This is a genomic window from Actinomadura sp. 3N508, assembly GCF_044326375.1.
GTDB lineage: Bacteria > Actinomycetota > Actinomycetes > Streptosporangiales > Streptosporangiaceae > Spirillospora.
In genome coordinates, this window is sequence record NZ_JBIRAX010000003.1 from 543,804 (window position 1) to 558,658 (window position 14,855).

16 protein-coding genes are annotated in these 14,855 nt (G+C 72.8%); 2 read left to right on the plus strand and 14 right to left on the minus strand.

From position 1 onward, the window contains the following. Window positions 1-3 precede the first annotated feature (3 nt). The 14 genes from ACH34S_RS13820 to ACH34S_RS13885 form a co-directional block, all read right to left on the minus strand. Window positions 4-717, minus strand: a complete 714-nt coding sequence (locus tag ACH34S_RS13820) for a VIT1/CCC1 transporter family protein (protein ID WP_395952962.1) — start codon at window positions 715-717, stop codon at window positions 4-6. A 29-nt stretch (window positions 718-746) separates the two neighbouring features. Further along, window positions 747-1,970 carry a prolipoprotein diacylglyceryl transferase gene (gene lgt / locus ACH34S_RS13825; RefSeq protein ID WP_395952963.1) on the minus strand — a complete coding sequence of 408 codons (1,224 nt, stop codon included), beginning with the start codon at window positions 1,968-1,970 and terminating at the stop codon, window positions 747-749. A gap of 129 nt (window positions 1,971-2,099) precedes the next feature. Further along, a complete protein-coding gene (locus tag ACH34S_RS13830; RefSeq protein ID WP_395952965.1) occupies window positions 2,100-2,930 on the minus strand; it encodes a DsbA family protein in 831 nt (276 codons plus the stop codon). A 159-nt stretch (window positions 2,931-3,089) separates the two neighbouring features. Next, window positions 3,090-3,863 carry a DsbA family protein gene (locus ACH34S_RS13835; protein WP_395952966.1) on the minus strand — a complete coding sequence of 258 codons (774 nt, stop codon included), beginning with the start codon at window positions 3,861-3,863 and terminating at the stop codon, window positions 3,090-3,092. A 60-nt stretch (window positions 3,864-3,923) separates the two neighbouring features. Then, window positions 3,924-4,415, minus strand: a complete 492-nt coding sequence (locus ACH34S_RS13840) for a vitamin K epoxide reductase family protein (RefSeq protein ID WP_395952967.1) — start codon at window positions 4,413-4,415, stop codon at window positions 3,924-3,926. A gap of 197 nt (window positions 4,416-4,612) precedes the next feature. After that, window positions 4,613-5,437 (minus strand): tryptophan synthase subunit alpha, encoded by an 825-nt coding sequence (gene trpA, locus ACH34S_RS13845; RefSeq protein WP_395952968.1) that lies wholly within the window; start codon window positions 5,435-5,437, stop codon window positions 4,613-4,615. Beyond that, window positions 5,434-6,657, minus strand: a complete 1,224-nt coding sequence (gene trpB, locus ACH34S_RS13850) for a tryptophan synthase subunit beta (RefSeq protein ID WP_395952969.1) — start codon at window positions 6,655-6,657, stop codon at window positions 5,434-5,436. Before trpB ends, trpA begins: the two co-directional genes overlap by 4 nt. A gap of 110 nt (window positions 6,658-6,767) precedes the next feature. Beyond that, window positions 6,768-7,574, minus strand: coding sequence for an indole-3-glycerol phosphate synthase TrpC (gene trpC / locus ACH34S_RS13855; RefSeq protein ID WP_395952970.1), 807 nt, complete (start codon window positions 7,572-7,574; stop codon window positions 6,768-6,770). A gap of 99 nt (window positions 7,575-7,673) precedes the next feature. Continuing rightward, window positions 7,674-8,093 (minus strand): DUF2752 domain-containing protein, encoded by a 420-nt coding sequence (locus tag ACH34S_RS13860; RefSeq protein ID WP_395952971.1) that lies wholly within the window; start codon window positions 8,091-8,093, stop codon window positions 7,674-7,676. Window positions 8,094-8,125: 32 nt separating this feature from the next. Further along, entirely contained in the window at window positions 8,126-8,791 is a 666-nt protein-coding gene (locus tag ACH34S_RS13865; protein WP_395952972.1) for a response regulator transcription factor, read from the minus strand. Further along, window positions 8,788-9,378, minus strand: coding sequence for a Trp biosynthesis-associated membrane protein (locus ACH34S_RS13870; RefSeq protein ID WP_395952973.1), 591 nt, complete (start codon window positions 9,376-9,378; stop codon window positions 8,788-8,790). Before ACH34S_RS13870 ends, ACH34S_RS13865 begins: the two co-directional genes overlap by 4 nt. Window positions 9,379-9,391: 13 nt before the next feature. Next, window positions 9,392-9,769, minus strand: a complete 378-nt coding sequence (hisI, locus tag ACH34S_RS13875) for a phosphoribosyl-AMP cyclohydrolase (RefSeq protein WP_395952975.1) — start codon at window positions 9,767-9,769, stop codon at window positions 9,392-9,394. A 135-nt stretch (window positions 9,770-9,904) separates the two neighbouring features. Then, window positions 9,905-10,111, minus strand: coding sequence for a cold-shock protein (locus ACH34S_RS13880; protein WP_026405868.1), 207 nt, complete (start codon window positions 10,109-10,111; stop codon window positions 9,905-9,907). Between the two features lie 247 nt (window positions 10,112-10,358). Beyond that, on the minus strand, window positions 10,359-11,030 hold the full coding sequence (locus tag ACH34S_RS13885) for a TIGR03085 family metal-binding protein (RefSeq protein WP_395952976.1): 672 nt from the start codon (window positions 11,028-11,030) through the stop codon (window positions 10,359-10,361). A 185-nt stretch (window positions 11,031-11,215) separates the two neighbouring features. On the opposite strand from ACH34S_RS13885, the gene ACH34S_RS13890 reads away from it, so the two are divergent. Both ACH34S_RS13890 and ACH34S_RS13895 read left to right on the plus strand, forming a co-directional pair. After that, window positions 11,216-13,045: an ABC transporter ATP-binding protein gene (locus ACH34S_RS13890; protein WP_395953331.1), complete on the plus strand. Its 1,830-nt coding sequence runs from the start codon at window positions 11,216-11,218 to the stop codon at window positions 13,043-13,045. Next, the gene (locus tag ACH34S_RS13895; protein WP_395952977.1) at window positions 13,042-14,835 is read left to right on the plus strand and encodes an ABC transporter ATP-binding protein; all 1,794 of its coding nucleotides are present in this window, start codon (window positions 13,042-13,044) and stop codon (window positions 14,833-14,835) included. The genes ACH34S_RS13890 and ACH34S_RS13895 overlap by 4 nt, the downstream gene beginning before the upstream one ends. Window positions 14,836-14,855 lie beyond the last annotated feature (20 nt).

The following is a 14,855-nucleotide window of genomic DNA, read 5'->3' on the forward strand; positions in this document are numbered from 1 at the left end:
CGGTCAGCCCGTTCCGATCAGCGCACCGACGCCGTAGGTGATCGCCGCGGCGGCGGCGCCGAACAGCAGCTGCCGCGCCCCGCCGAACCACCAGGCGCGGGTCGTCACCCGCGACACCAGCGCGCCCGCGCCGAACAGGCCGAGCGCGGCGACGCCCGCCGCCGGCCACAGCGAGGACGCGCCCAGCAGGTAGGGCAGCACCGGCAGCAGCGCCCCGATCGCGAACGACAGGAACGACGAGCCCGCCGCCAGCAGCGGCGACGGCAGCTCGCCGGGCGTCACCCCGAGCTCCTCCTTGGTGTGCACCTGGAGGGCCTCGTCCGGGTCGCGGGACAGCTGCCGCGCGACCTCGGCGGCGGTGTCCGGGTCGACGCCGCGCGCCTCGAACACCTCGGCCAGCTCCCGCTCCTCGGCGCCGGGATGCCGGGCGAGCTCGCGGCGCTCCACCTCGATCTCCGCCTCGGCCAGCTCCGACTGGGACGCGACCGAGATGTACTCCCCCACCGCCATGGAGAACGCGCCCGCCGCCAGCCCGGCGAGGCCCGCCAGCAGGACGACCTGCCGGCCCGCCTGGCCGCCCGCGACGCCCGCGATCAGGGCGAAGTTGGAGACCAGGCCGTCCATCGCGCCGAACACGGCGGGCCGCAGCCAGCCGCCGGTGACGTCGCGGTGCTGGTGGTGGCGCTCCGGGCGCACACCGGGCTTCCCGCCGCTCATCTCCCGCGCACCGGCCGCCTCGCTGACTCCTACTTCCCGTCCTTGACGGGTTCTCCTTCGGGTTCCGCTTCCTCTACCCGCTCGGCGCCGGCGTCACCATCGGCCTTGGTGGCCCCGGCGCCCTCGTCGGAGTCGGAGTCGGCCCCGTCGGCGTCGGCCTTGGTGGTGTCGACCTTGGTGCCGGCGGCGTCCTCCGGGTCGGCCTCGGCCTCCGCGTCGACCTCCGTGACGGCCTCGGGCTCCTCCTCGTCGGAGTCGGGCTCCGGCGCCTCGGCCTCTTCAGACTCTTCGGCCTCTTCGGCCTTCGGCTCGACCTCTGTCGGCGCGTCGGCGGCGTCGGCGTCGGCGTCGGCCTCGTCCTTCGGGGTGGAGTCGTCGTCCGGCTCCGTTCCGGCGGGGGCGGCCGTGGCCGGGGCGCCGGACGCGGTCTCCTCGACGGGGGCGCCGAGGTTCTCCGGGCCGGTGCGGTTGCGGGCCACGTAGAGGTAGGCGACCGCGCCGAGGAACAGGATGATCGACACCCAGTTGTTGAACCGCAGGCCGAGGATCTCGTGGGACTCGTCGATGCGCAGCGCCTCGATCCAGGCGCGTCCCAGCGTGTAGCCGGCGACGTAGAGCGCGAACGCGCGGCCGTGCGTGAGCTTGTAGCGGCGGTCGGCCCAGATGACGAGGATCGCGACGCCGACGCACCACAGGAACTCGTACAGGAACGTCGGGTGGTAGGTGGCGACGTCCTCGTACCCGGAGAGCCGGTTCTTGTCGATCTCGATGGCCCAGAAGGTGTCGAGCGGGCGCCCGTACAGCTCCTGGTTCCAGTAGTTGCCCCAGCGGCCGATGCCCTGCGCGAGGACGATGCCCGGCGCCACGGCGTCGGCGAGCGCGAGCAGGGAGATCCCGCGCCGCCGGCAGGCGATGAGCGCACCGACCGCGCCGAACGCGATCGCGCCCCAGATGCCGAGCCCGCCCTTCCAGATCTCCAGCGCGCGGAGCGGGTCGCCGTTGTCGCCGAAGTAGCGCTGGTAGTCGGTGAGGACGTGGTAGATCCGCGCGCCGACCAGGCCGAACGGCACCGCCCACACGGCCACGTCGACGATCACGCCGGGGGTCCCGCCCTTGGCGGCCCAGCGCCGTTCGCCCAGCCAGACGCAGACGACGATGCCAAGAATGATCATGACGGCGTACGCGCGGACCGGGAAGGGCCCGAGGTTCCAGACACCCTGCGAGGGACTCGGAATATAAGCCAGCGGCTCCATGCCCGCAGACGTTACCGCCTCCGGAGTGCCGGTCGCGCCGTCTCACGGGCGGAGCGCCGCCCCCGGCGCGGAACGCGCCGTCCCCCACGGCGGAGCGTGCCGATTCGGCGGCGGACCGTGCCGGTTCCGCTACGCCGCCGGGCCGCCGCCGATCGCCGTCCCGCCCGAGCGGGTGGCACCGGGCGCCGGAGCCGGGGCCCCGGCCGCCTTGGCGACGGCCTTCTTCAGCTCGTCCGGCGAACCGAGGACTTCGGGCTCGACCTTCTGGCCGTTCAGCGCCAGGTACGGGGTCGCGTCGACACCGGCCCGCCCGGCCTGCGCGCTCGCCTTCTCCACCTCGTCGATCTTCTGGGACCCGTTGACGCAGGCGGCGAACGCGGGATCGGTGGCGCCCAGCTCGGCGCCCCACTCGACCAGCCGCGCGTTGCCGAAGCCCCGGTCGCCCTCGACGGGCTGCTCGGCGAAGAGCTTGTCGTGGTAGCGGACCCACATGCCGGCCGGGGCGCAGGCGGCGGCGTTCGCGGCCCGCCGCGAGTTCGACATCAGCGGTTCCTGCTGGAAGAGCTGGAACGGCCGGTAGACGACCTTGGCGCGGCCCTCGGCGGCGAGCTGCTTGAGCGTCCCGCCGATCCGCTGCTCCATCGCCTTGCACGCGGGGCACTGGAAGTCCTCGTACACGTCGACGACGGGCGCGGTGACGCCCGGCCGCGCCATCGCGACGGCGCCGAACGGCTCCCGGGCCGCCGGTGCCAGCGGCCCGTCGTAGGAGTCGGTGAAGGTCTCGCCGCCGCTGTTGCGCGAGACGGCCACGACCACCACCGCGATCACCACGGCCGCCGCGACGACCCCGCCGAGCACGACCACCAGCAGCCGCTGCCGCCGCTCCCGGGCCGCCGCGGCCCGCGCCCGTTCGTCCCCGAGCCGCCGGCGTGCCGTCGTCCCGCTCCCCTGCTCGCTCATCGATCCCCCGATCGCCACTGTGCGTGATTGCTCGCACACGGAAGCGTAGCGGGGACGGGTGACGCCGGGCATCGAAAAGCGCGGCGCCGCGCCGTCTCCCACCGTGACGTGGGGGGACGGCGCGGCGCTCGGCGCGTCGGTGTCAGGGGCGGTGCGTCACTAGCCGACGGCGCGGGCCGAGTCGATGGCCGCGCGCAGGGCGCCCGGGTTCATCGCCTGGTTCGTGTCCATCTTCTGGCCGTTGAGGAACACCGTCGGGGTGCCGTCGACGCCGCGGGTCTGCAGGGCGTACCTGGTCATCGCGTCGACCTGGGGCTTCTTCTGCTCGTCCCGGACGCACTTCTCGAAGTTCGCGTCGGTGACGCCGATGTCCTTGCCCCACTTGACGAGGTCGTCGGGCGCGAAGCCCTCGTCGCCCTCGGCGGGCTGGAACCGGTAGAGCGTCTCCTGGTAGGAGACCCACTTGTCGGCCGGGACGCAGAGCGCCGCCGCCGCCGAGCGCAGCGAGTTGATCTTGATCGGGTCCTTCTGCTGGCCGAAGAGGTGGAACGGCCGGTAGACGACCTTGACCTTGCCCTCCAGCGCGAGCTGCTGGACGGTCTTGCCGGTGGACTCCTCGAACTGCTTGCAGATCGGGCACTGGAAGTCCTCGAAGATCTCCAGCTCCGGCTTGGTCACCCCGGCCTTGGCCATGACGATGGAGCCGTCCGCCTGGCGGCTGAGCGGGGCGAGCGCGCCCTTGTGCGCCTCGGCCCGCCCGTTCTTGCGCTGCTGGTCGACGATCAGCACGGTCCCGACCACGATGACCGCCACCGCGACCACCGAGCCGAGAACGATGGCCAGCAGCCGCCGCTGCTTGGAGCGCGACTCCTGCCGCTTGCGCTCGGCTGCCAGGCGCTCGCGCGCGGACCGCTCACGTGCGGCCTTGCTCATGGGGTTTCTCCTATTGCGTATGGGCCCGCGCCGGCACGGTGCGGCGCGGTGACGGCGAGACTAGTCGACTTGACCGATCCGCCGGAATTCGTCGATGAGAACGAGAAGGAAGAGCAGGACGGTCACGACGTGCACTCCGGTGCACCACAGGCAAATTTTGTGCAAGATTGCCAATTCCACGGTGACCAGGTAAACGACGAAGAGCACGCCGACCGACACGCTCGCCACCCGTCCCCAGCGCAGCGGCGGCCAGGTCGACCGCAGCGCCCACGGGGTGATCAGCGCCGCGAACGAGACGAAGAAGGCCAGGCCGAGCAGCGGCATCGGGATCCCGGCCAGCGCGGAGTAGTCGCTGGTCGTGACCGCGTGGCAGTCGACGGTCTTGGACGCCGAGCAGACCAGCGCCCCTTCGTCGTAGTGCGCGATCGTCAGGTAGACGGAGATCCCGAACCCGGCGATCGTCAGGATCCAGGCCGTGACCTGGAACCATGCGGGCGGCAACGGCGGCGCGGCCGTGCCGGCCTCGTCCTTCGCCGTCATCTCTTGCGTCATCGTGATCCTTCCAGGACCGTCTCACCCGGCGAACACACCTTACGGGAGAGCGGCGGCAGCACAAGCACGACACGGAGGCGGCGTCCGCACGATCGCGCCCCGCCCGCCGCCCGCTCGGCAGACCCGCACAACACGCCCGCCGGACGGTCACCGGCTCCGCGCGCACGGTCGCCGGACGGTCAGCGGGTGGTGGACGATCAGCGCGGGGCGCGGACGCCCTCGGCCAGTTCCTCGGTGAGCGCGCGGACGCCGGCCAGCCCGGACGCCAGGTCGGGCGCGTCCAGCAGGCGGCGGACGAACGCCGATCCGACGATCACCCCGTCCGCGAACCGGGCGACCTCGGCGGCCTGCGCGCCGTTGCCGACGCCGAGCCCGAGCCCGACCGGCAGCCCGGTCCCGGCCTTGTCGATCACGGCGCGGGTGCGCTCCACCAGGCGCGGGGCACCGGTGTCGACGGCGGTGCGGGCGCCGGTGACGCCCATCAGCGACGCCGCGTACACGAACCCGCGGGACGCCGCGGTGATCTTCTCGATGCGCTCGTCGGTGGAGCTGAGCGCGACGAGGAACACCCGGTCGAGGCCCTGATCGCCGCCGTGCGCGTCGGACGCCTCCAGCCAGGCGCCGCCCTCTTCGGGCGTGAGGTCGGGCGTGATCAGCCCGGCGCCCCCGGCGGAGGCGAGATCGCGGGCGAACCGGTCGACGCCGTAGTGGTCGACGGGGTTCCAGTACGTCATGACGAGGGTGGGGACGCCGGTGGCGGCGACGGCCTCGACCGTCCGGAACACGTCGGCGACGCGGACGCCGCCGACGAGCGCCTGGTGGACGGCGTCCTGGATGGTGGGGCCGTCCATCATCGGGTCGGTGTAGGGCAGCCCGATCTCGATGACGTCGCAGCCCGCGTCGACCATGGTCTTCAGGGCGTCGATGGAGCCGGCCACGGTGGGGAACCCGGCGGGCAGGTAGCCGACGAGCGCGGCGCGCCCTTCGGCCCTGGCCTTGTCGTAGGCGGTCTGGGCGCTCATCGGCCCGCCCCTTCGGAGATGAGGCCGAAGAAGCCGGCGGCCGTGTGCATGTCCTTGTCGCCGCGTCCGGACAGGCACACGACGATCGTCGCGTCCGGGCCCAGCTCAGCGCCGACCTTCAGCGCGCCCGCCAGCGCGTGCGCGGACTCGATGGCCGGGATGATGCCCTCCGTCCGGCAGAGCAGCGAGAACGCCTCCATCGCCTCCGCGTCGGTGATCTCCCGGTATTCGGCGCGGCCGGAGTCGTGCAGCCACGCGTGCTCGGGGCCGACGCCGGGATAGTCGAGCCCGGCGGAGATCGAGTGGGTCTCCTGGGTCTGGCCGTCCTCGTCCTGGAGCAGGTAGGTGCGCATGCCGTGGATGACGCCGAGGGTGCCGCCGACCAGCGTCGCGGCATGCCTGCCGGTGGAGACGCCGTCGCCGCCCGCCTCGAAGCCGAACAGCCGGACGGACTCGTCGGGCACGAAGGCGTGGAAGGCGCCGATCGCGTTGGAGCCGCCGCCGACGCAGGCGACGACGGCGTCCGGCAGCGAGCCGGTCAGCTCCAGGCACTGCCGCCGCGCCTCGACGCCGATGATCCGCTGGAAGTCGCGGACCATCATCGGGAAGGGGTGCGGGCCCATCACGGAGCCGATGCAGTAGTGGGTGTTCTCGACGCTGGCGACCCAGTCGCGGAAGGCCTCGTTGCAGGCGTCCTTGAGGGTGCGGCTGCCGGTCGTCACCGGGACGACCTCGGCGCCGAGCATCCGCATCCGCGCGACGTTGAGGGCCTGCCGCTCGGTGTCGACCTCGCCCATGTAGACGGTGCAGTCCAGGCCGAGCAGCGCCGCCGCCGTGGCGGTCGCGACGCCGTGCTGGCCCGCGCCCGTCTCGGCGATCACCCGGGTCTTGCCCATCCGCCGGGTCAGCAGCGCCTGCCCGAGCACGTTGTTGATCTTGTGGGAGCCGGTGTGGTTGAGGTCCTCGCGCTTGAGGAGCACGCGGGCGCCCGCCCGCTCGGAGAAGCGCTTCGCCTCCGTCAGCAGGCTGGGACGGCCCGCGTAGTTCGCGAGGAGGTCGTCCAGCTCGGCGGTGAAGGCGGGGTCGTGCTTGGCGGTCTCGAACTCGCGGGTGAGCTCGTCCAGCGCCGCCATCAGCGCCTCCGGCGCGAACCGGCCGCCGAACGATCCGAAATGGCCCGTGGCATCGGGCACGGCACCGCGCGCGGTGTCGATGGTCATGGAAAACGCGTCCTGTCGTAGGAGAAGGGGCTTGTCACCGGGTCAGAGTGAAGCCCTGCCATCGCTCCCGGAGCGGTTCGACCTGCATACCCTCAACCTTATCCAGTCGCTCAGCCGCTTTGCCGCAGCGCCGGGTGGGCGCCCGCGGCGACGAGGTCGGCGACGGCGGTGCGCGGGTCCTTGCCGATCACCAGGCTCTCCCCGACCAGCACGGCGTCGGCGCCGCTGGAGGCGTAGGCGAGCAGGTCGTGCGGGCCCCGCACGCCCGACTCGGCGATCTTCACGATGTCCTTGGGGATCTGCGGCGCGACCCGCGCGAACACGCCCCGGTCGACCTGCAGCGTCTTGAGGTCGCGGGCGTTCACGCCGATGACCTTGGCGCCCGCGTCGACGGCGCGCGCGGTCTCCTCCTCGGTGTGCGCCTCCACCAGCGGGACCAGCCCAATCGATTCGGCCCGCTCGACCAGCGACACCAGCGCGTCCTGCTCCAGCGCGGCGACGATGAGCAGGGCCATGTCGGCGCCGTGCGCCCGCGCCTCCCACAGCTGGTAGGAGGTGACGATGAAGTCCTTGCGCAGGACGCAGACGCCCACGTTCGCGCGGACGGCGGCGAGGTCTTCCAGGCTGCCGCCGAACCGGCGCCGCTCGGTCAGCACGCTGATCACCTTCGCGCCGCCGGACTCGTAGTCGCGGGCGAGGGCGGCGGGGTCGGCGATCGCGGCGAGCGCGCCCTTGGACGGGCTGCTGCGCTTGACCTCCGCGATCACCGAGACGCCGGGCGAGCGCAGCGCGGCGAGCGCGTCCTTCGGGGCGGGGGCGGCCGCCGCCCGCTCCTTCAGGGCGTCGAGCGGAACCTCGCGCTGCCTTTCGGCGAGATCGGCCCGCACGCCCTCAATGATCTCGTCCAAAACGCTCAAGGTCGCAGGCCCCCTATTTCAGGTCGTTCCGTGCACCGATCGTAGCCGCCCCCTGGAACGCTCTCGGCATCCGGGGACCCCTCCGGCGGGCGTCGTCGGTCAGGGCGCCAGCGCCGCCGCGAACGGCAGGTTGCGGACGACCCAGTACACGGCGAGAACGCCGACGAACGAGTACCCCACGACCGGCTTGAACAGTGCGGACCGCATCGGCATCCCCCGCGCGCCCAGCACCGTCCACCGGACGAACACGTACCCGAACACCGGCAGCAGGACGAAGGCCAGCGGGTTGAAGCCGAACGCCGTCGCCACGTCCCCGTGGGTGAGCGCGTGGACGAGCCGCATCAACCCGCAGCCCGGGCAGTAGAACCCGGTCATGGCCAGGAACGGGCAGGTCGGATAGTGCCCCGCCTCGTTCGGATCCCGGAAGGCCACCAGCAGCGCCCCCGCGACGACCCCGCCCAGCACGAGCCCCTGCGGCAGCAACGTCCGCCGGACCGAGCCCGAACCCACGCGAGTCACGTCGTCCACCCTAGGAGCCTCCACGGGACCTCTCACCTGTCCAGGACGTAGCCGACGCCCCGGACGGTCCTGATCGGGTTTCCCTCTCCGAGTTTGGCGCGGAGCTGGGCGACGTGGACGTCGACCGTGCGGCTTCCCGCACCGGCGCCCGGGCCCCAGGCCGCGTCGAGGAGCTGCTCGCGGGTGAACACACGGCCGGGATTGGCCATGAGGAACTCGAGGAGGTCGAACTCGGTGACGGTGAGGCCGACGCGGCGGTCGCCGACGACGGCGGCGCGGCCTTCGGGGTCGAGGGCGATGGCGCCCGCGCGCAGCGGACCCGGCGGCTCGGCGGGGACGGCGCCGCGCAGCGCGTCGGCGACCGCGCCGACCAGCACGCGGGGGCTGAAGGGCCGGTCGACGTGGTGCTCGCCGACGGCGCGGGCGAGGGCGGGGTCCAGCGGGCCGGTCACGGCGATGACGGGCGCCGGCCGGGCGGCCTCGGCGACGCGCCGGTAGAGGTCGGCGGGCAGCGCGGCGACGGACAGGTCGAGGACGACGACGTCGGGCCGCCCGCGCTCGGCGGCGGCGGGGGCCCGGGCGGGATCGGCCTCGATCTCGACGTCGAAGCCCTCCCGGGCGAGGTAGCGGCGCTGCAGTTCGGCGACGGCCGGGTCGTGCTCGACGACGAGGACGAGCCCGCCGCCGTCGGTGTTCACGGACGCCCGTTCTTCTGGGCGGTGGGGTCCTCGCCGCGGTCGAGGGACTTCCACATGGCGGACGGGTCGTCGCCGGCGGCGGGGTCGGGCGTCCGCGGGGCGGCGCGTTCGTAGCGGGCGGACATGCCCGGCCAGCGCGCCCCGCGCACCGCCGTGACGAGCCCGGCGGCGACGAGGAGCACACCACCGGCGAGGGAGAGGACCCACCACAGGTTCACCTGCAGGGCGGGGTCGGCGCCGAGCTTGATCAGGGCGCTCTTCTCCTCGGCGGCGGACAGCACGCTGGAGCGCTGGACGGCGACCGTCGAGGCGTAGGCGATGCCGACGCCGAACAGCGCGATGAGGACGCCGACGCCCGCGCGCACACGGCCGCGGGTGGCGAACAGGGCGGCGAGCCCCGCGAGGGCGGCCCAGCCGAGCGCGCCCGGCGCGCCGCCGAGGTCGCCGCCGGTCAGGCTCTGGCTGAACGGGGTGATGGCGTCCTCGGCCGTCACGGTGGCCCAGGTGCGGCCGGCGGCGAGCAGGGCGAGGCCGGCCCCGGCGGCGCACAGCAGCGCCGTCATGCCGCGCTCGCGCCCCGGGGTCATCGGCCCGGCCCCCTCACGACGCGGGGCGTTCGCCGACGACGGCGTCCAGGACGTCGGCGTCCCAGCAGGTGCGGTCGCCGGTGTGGCAGGCCGCGCCGACCTGGTCGACCTTCACCAGGATCGCGTCGGCGTCGCAGTCGAGCGCGACCGACTTGACCCACTGCTGGTGGCCGGAGCTCTCGCCCTTCACCCAGTACTCCTGGCGGCTGCGGGACCAGTAGGTGCAGCGCCCGGTGGTGAGGGTGCGATGCAGCGCCTCGTCGTCCATCCAGCCGAGCATGAGCACCTCGCCGGTGTCGTACTGCTGGGCGATGGCCGGCACGAGCCCATTGGGGTCGCGCTTGAGCCGGTCAGCGATCTTGGGGTCCAAGTTGGACGGTCGGGCAGGCATGCGCAGAGTTTATGGCAGGGACGCGCGATCGCCCGCAACGCCCCGCGCATGAGCCCCGCGCAGCACCCGCCCATGCGAAAGGACCCGCCTTCCCCTGGAGAAGAGATGACGGGCCCTGACGTACGACTACGGGCTTTACAGGGGGACGACCTGGTCGGCCTGCGGACCCCGGTTACCCTGCGTCACCTCGAACTGGACGCGCTGGTTCTCGTCCAGCGTGCGGTACCCGGAGGTCTGGATAGCCGAGTAGTGCACGAAGACGTCCGGCCCGCCGCCGTCCACGGCGATGAAACCGAAGCCCTTCTCGGCGTTGAACCACTTCACGGTGCCCTGCTGGGGCATGTCTTTCTCCTTGCGGCAAAACCTGGGCCCACACCTCGCGGGCCCGTGCGGTCGCTGCGGAACGCTCTCGCCCCCGGTACGGTCCCGGAAAAGCCAAAACGCCCGCTGCCATCAGTCCGCGGGCGTCTGAACGATCGAGAACCACGACTGCAACCGACCGCACCACCGTATCACCGGTTCCGCGTAAAGCGGAGGAGCCGCAAGGCTTGCGATTCTCCTCTCCGCGAACCATGCCGTTACCTGGCCGTTAAAGACTCCAACCGGTCTCGGTCAGGGTCTTGACAGCGTCCGTCGCCCCGGTGAGACGGACCTTCGCGACGTCCCTGCGGCCCAGTGCCCACAGGACGAGTTCGCCGACCGGGCCGTGGACGCGGACGGCTCCGCGACCCCGTCCCGACACGCGGACGCTCCGCCCGTCGGGTTGGACCAGCGTTACCCGAACATGAACTTTTCTTAGGACAAAGCGGGCAATTCTTATCCGTCGCCAGAGCAGTTCCTCGAGTTCCGGGGAGATCTCCCGAGGCTCCCAGTCGGGACGCGCGCGGCGGATGTCCTCAAGGTGAACAAAGAACTCAACCGCGTTGGCGATTTTGTCCACGCGCGGAAGCGCGTACGGCGAGAACTTCGGCGGTCCGAGCCGAATCCGTTCTACCAGACGGTCGAACGGAACGGTCTGTGCCGTACGGCGCCGCACGCGCTCGGAGTAGAAGGCCAGCGGCCGCAGCAGTATTCCCGGGGCGGCGTCGGGACGCCGCTCGCGGACGACCAGATGCGCGGCGAGGTCGCGGGCGTCCCAGCCGGCGCATCCGGTGGGCGCGTCGGGCCCCGCCTCGGCGAGGGCGGCGGCCAGCGCCAGCCGCTCGCTCCGGACGGGCCCGCCCTCGGCGCCGCTCGTCGGGCCGTCGTCCGGGGTGCTCATCGCCTGATCGTAGGCCGGGGCGGGCGGGTCGGGAATAAGCGCGCCGGCCGGATGGTAGGCATATCCAGGCCCCAACCCCCCACAACCCGGTCGCAGGGGGACATTTCCCGGGCGCCAGCCGTGATCGAGGAGTCGCCGTGCCACCTGCGTCCAGACGCGTCAGCCCGCATGTCCTCCGGGAGGGGATGGGCGTGCTGTGGGTCGCGGTGAAGGCCGAACCCCGCGTGTTCACCCTGTCGGTCCTCGCCAGCGCGCTGTACGCGGCGATGACCGTGGCGACCGCGACGGTGCTCGGCTGGGCGACCGAGGAGGTCGTGCTGCCCGCGTTCGAGTCGGGCGACACGACCGCCGGGTCGCTGGCCGGGGCCAGCGTGCTGATCGTCGGGGTGGCGCTGCTGAAGGCGGTCGGCGTGGCCGGGCGCCGGTTCTACGCGGGCCTCATGCAGTACCGCCTCCAGGCGGAGTACCGGCGCGCGGTCACCCGGCAGTACCTGCGGCTGCCGCTGGCGTGGCACCACCGGCACCCGACCGGGCAGCTGCTGTCGAACGCCAACGCGGACGTGGAGGCGGTGTGGGCGCCGATCGCGCCGCTGCCGATGGCGGTCGGCGTGGTGTTCATGCTGTTCATCGCCGCCGTGTCGATCATGGTGACCGACCTGGTGGTGGCCGGGGTCGGGTTCCTGGTCTTCCCCGCCGTCGCGCTGATCAACGTCCTGTACCAGCGGCGGCTCTCGCCGGTGGCGACCCGCGCGCAGCAGCTGCGCGCGGAGGTCAGCGAGGTCGCGCACGAGAGCTTCGAGGGCGGCCTGGTCGTCAAGACCCTCGGGCGCGAGGAGTCCGAGACGGAGCGGTTCGCCGGGCGGACGGAGGCGCTGCGGGACGCGAACGTCGCGGTCGGGCGGATCCGCGGCCTGTTCGACCCGGTACTGGAGGCGCTGCCGAACCTCGGCGTGCTCGCCGTCCTGCTGATCGGGTCGCTGCGGCTGGAGTCGGGGGCGATGTCGCCGGGCGACCTGGTGAACGTCGCGTACCTGTTCACGCTGCTGTCCTGGCCGATCAGGGCGCTGGGCTGGGTGCTGGGCGAGGTGCCGCGCAGCGTCGTCGGCTGGGAGCGGGTCCGGAGCGTCCTGGACGCGCGCGGCTCCCTCCCCTTCGGAGACGGCTCCCTGGACGGGGGCGGGAAGGCGACGTCGCTGGAGGTCCGGGACGTGCGGTTCGCCTACGAGTCCGGCGACTCCGACGCGGCGGGACGGTACGTCCTGCACGACGTGTCGTTCGCCGCCTCCCCCGGCCGGACGGTCGCGATCGTCGGCCCGACGGGCTCCGGCAAGTCGACGCTCACCTCGCTGCTCGTCCGGCTCGTCGACCCGGCGGACGGGACGGTGCTGCTGGACGGCGTCGACCTGCGCGACGTCGAGCGCGGCGGCGTCGCCGAGACGGCCGCGCTCGTCCCGCAGCAGACGTTCCTGTTCGACGACACCGTCCGCGGGAACGTGACGCTCGGCCTGGACGTCCCCGACGAGCGGGTCTGGGAGGCGCTCCGCCTCGCGCAGGCCGAGGGGTTCGTCGCGGCGCTGCCCGGCGGGCTCGACGCGATGGTCGGGGAGCGCGGGGCGACGCTGTCGGGCGGGCAGCGGCAGCGGCTCGCGCTGGCAAGGGCCCTGGTGCGGCGGCCCCGGCTGCTCGTCCTGGACGACGCGACGTCCAGCGTCGACCCGCAGGTTGAGGCGCGCATCCTGCAGAGCCTCCGGGACGCGCAGTCCGCGGAGACGGGCGGCGCGACCGTCGTGGTCGTCGCCTACCGGAAGGCGACGATCGCGCTGGCCGACGAGGTCGTCTACCTGGAGCACGGCCGGGTCACCGCGCGCGGCACGCACGCGGAGCTGCTGGAGCGCTCCGAGGGCTACCGCAACCTGGTCACCGCCTACGAACGGGCCGACGCCGAACGGGCGGAAGCGGAGCTGGCCGAGGCCGAAGAGGCTGCGGTCGAGGGCGGCGAGGAGGCCCTGGCATGACGGTCGCCACGAAAACGGGGATCAGCGATACCTCCTCCGAGGGAGCCCTGAGCACGCTCAAGCGCGGCATCCTGCTGAGCCCGGAGTTCAGCGCCGGGCTGGCCGGGACGTTGCTGCTCGCGCTGCTGTCAACGGCCGGACGCGTGGTGGTGCCCATCGCCGTCCAGCAGACGATCGACAAGGGCCTCTCCGGCTCCGGCGGCCCCGACATCGGGTTCATCCGGTCGGCGGTCGCGCTGTGCGCGGTGGCCGTCCTGGTGACGGCGGTGTGCTCGTACCTGATGAACGTCCGGCTGTACAAGACGTCCGAGGGCGGCCTCGCGGGGCTGCGGATCAAGGCGTTCCGGCACGTGCACGACCTGTCGATGCTCACCCAGAGCGGCGAGAAGCGCGGCGCGCTGGTGTCGCGGGTGACCGGCGACGTCGACCAGATCAGCCAGTTCATGCAGTCGGGCGGGCTGATGTTCCTCGTGTCGATCGGGCAGCTGGTCGTCGCGAGCCTGCTCATGGTCGTCTACTCGTGGCAGCTGGCCCTGCTGGTGTGGCTGGCGTTCCTGCCGCTGGCGTGGGCGCTGCGGCGCTTCCAGCGGATCCTGTCCACCGCCTACATGGGGGTGCGGGAGAAGATGGGCGACCTGCTGGGCGCGGTCAGCGAATCGGTCGTCGGCGCCCCGGTGATCCGCGCGTACGCGTCCGAGGAGCGGACCGGCCGCCGCGTGGACGAGTCCGTCGACTCCCACCGCGACGCGCAGACCCGGGCGCAGGCCATGGTGGCGCTGACCTTCCCCGTCAGCGAGCTGGTCGCCGCCGTCGCGACCGCCGCCGTGATCATCGCCGGGACGCTGCTCGGCATCGGCGGGCACCTGTCGGCGGGCGAGCTGATCGCGTTCCTGTTCCTGGTCACGCTGTTCGTCAGCCCGATGCAGACCGCCACCGAGGTGTTCAACCAGGCGCAGAACGCGATCGCCGGGTGGCGGCGGGTGCTCGGCGTGCTGGACACCGTCCCGGACGTGGCCGACCCCGGCGAGCGCGGCGAGACGCTGCCGCGCGGGCCGATCGAGGTGCGGTTCGAGTCGGTCGGGTTCGCCTACCCGGACGGGCCGCCCGTCCTGCACGAGGTGACCGTCGACATCGCGCCGCGCAGCCGCGTCGCGGTCGTCGGCGAGACCGGCTCGGGCAAGACGACCTTCGCCAAGCTCCTCACCCGCCTCATGGACCCGGTGTCCGGGCGGATCCTGGTGGACGGGGTGCCGCTGGACCGCGTCCGGTTCTCCTCGCTCCGCGAGCGGATCGTCATGGTGCCGCAGGACGGGTTCCTCTTCGACGCGTCCCTGGCCGACAACATCCGCTACGGCCGCCTGGACGCGTCCGACGCCGACCTCGTCCTCGCGCTGACCGAGCTGGGCCTCGCGGACTGGCTCGACGGGCTCCCAGACGGTCTGGACACGCCGGTCGGGCAGCGCGGCGAGTCCCTGTCGGCGGGCGAGCGGCAGCTCGTCGCCCTGGCCCGCGCCTACATCGCCGACCCGGACCTCCTCGTCCTGGACGAGGCCACGTCCGCCGTCGACCCGGCGACCGAGGTCCGCATCCAGCGGGCCCTGGACGGCGTCACCCGCGGCCGCACCGCGATCTCCATCGCGCACCGCCTGTCCACCGCCGAGGCCGCCGACGAGGTGATCGTCTTCGACGCGGGCCGCATCGTCCAACGCGGCCCGCACCGCGAGCTGGTCGCCGAGGAAGGCGTCTACGCCGACCTCCACACGTCCTGGATCACCCAAAGAACCCTGTGACCCAAGGGGCCCGCGACGCG

Bases quoted from the DNA above. Each gene is read 5' to 3' on its own strand.
- ACH34S_RS13835 (WP_395952966.1), bottom strand. From the start codon at position 3,863: ATGAGCAAGGCCGCACGTGAGCGGTCCGCGCGCGAGCGCCTGGCAGCC.
- trpB (WP_395952969.1), bottom strand. From the start codon at position 6,657: ATGACCATCGACACCGCGCGCGGTGCCGTGCCCGATGCCACGGGCCAT.
- ACH34S_RS13870 (WP_395952973.1), bottom strand. From the start codon at position 9,378: ATGACCCCGGGGCGCGAGCGCGGCATGACGGCGCTGCTGTGCGCCGCC.
- ACH34S_RS13840 (WP_395952967.1), bottom strand. From the start codon at position 4,415: ATGACGCAAGAGATGACGGCGAAGGACGAGGCCGGCACGGCCGCGCCG.
- ACH34S_RS13880 (WP_026405868.1), bottom strand. From the start codon at position 10,111: ATGCCCCAGCAGGGCACCGTGAAGTGGTTCAACGCCGAGAAGGGCTTC.
- ACH34S_RS13830 (WP_395952965.1), bottom strand. From the start codon at position 2,930: ATGAGCGAGCAGGGGAGCGGGACGACGGCACGCCGGCGGCTCGGGGAC.
- ACH34S_RS13895 (WP_395952977.1), top strand. From the start codon at position 13,042: ATGACGGTCGCCACGAAAACGGGGATCAGCGATACCTCCTCCGAGGGA.
- trpA (WP_395952968.1), bottom strand. From the start codon at position 5,437: ATGAGCGCCCAGACCGCCTACGACAAGGCCAGGGCCGAAGGGCGCGCC.
- ACH34S_RS13885 (WP_395952976.1), bottom strand. From the start codon at position 11,030: ATGAGCACCCCGGACGACGGCCCGACGAGCGGCGCCGAGGGCGGGCCC.
- ACH34S_RS13890 (WP_395953331.1), top strand. From the start codon at position 11,216: ATGGGCGTGCTGTGGGTCGCGGTGAAGGCCGAACCCCGCGTGTTCACC.
- ACH34S_RS13820 (WP_395952962.1), bottom strand. From the start codon at position 717: ATGAGCGGCGGGAAGCCCGGTGTGCGCCCGGAGCGCCACCACCAGCAC.
- lgt (WP_395952963.1), bottom strand. From the start codon at position 1,970: ATGGAGCCGCTGGCTTATATTCCGAGTCCCTCGCAGGGTGTCTGGAAC.
- hisI (WP_395952975.1), bottom strand. From the start codon at position 9,769: ATGCCTGCCCGACCGTCCAACTTGGACCCCAAGATCGCTGACCGGCTC.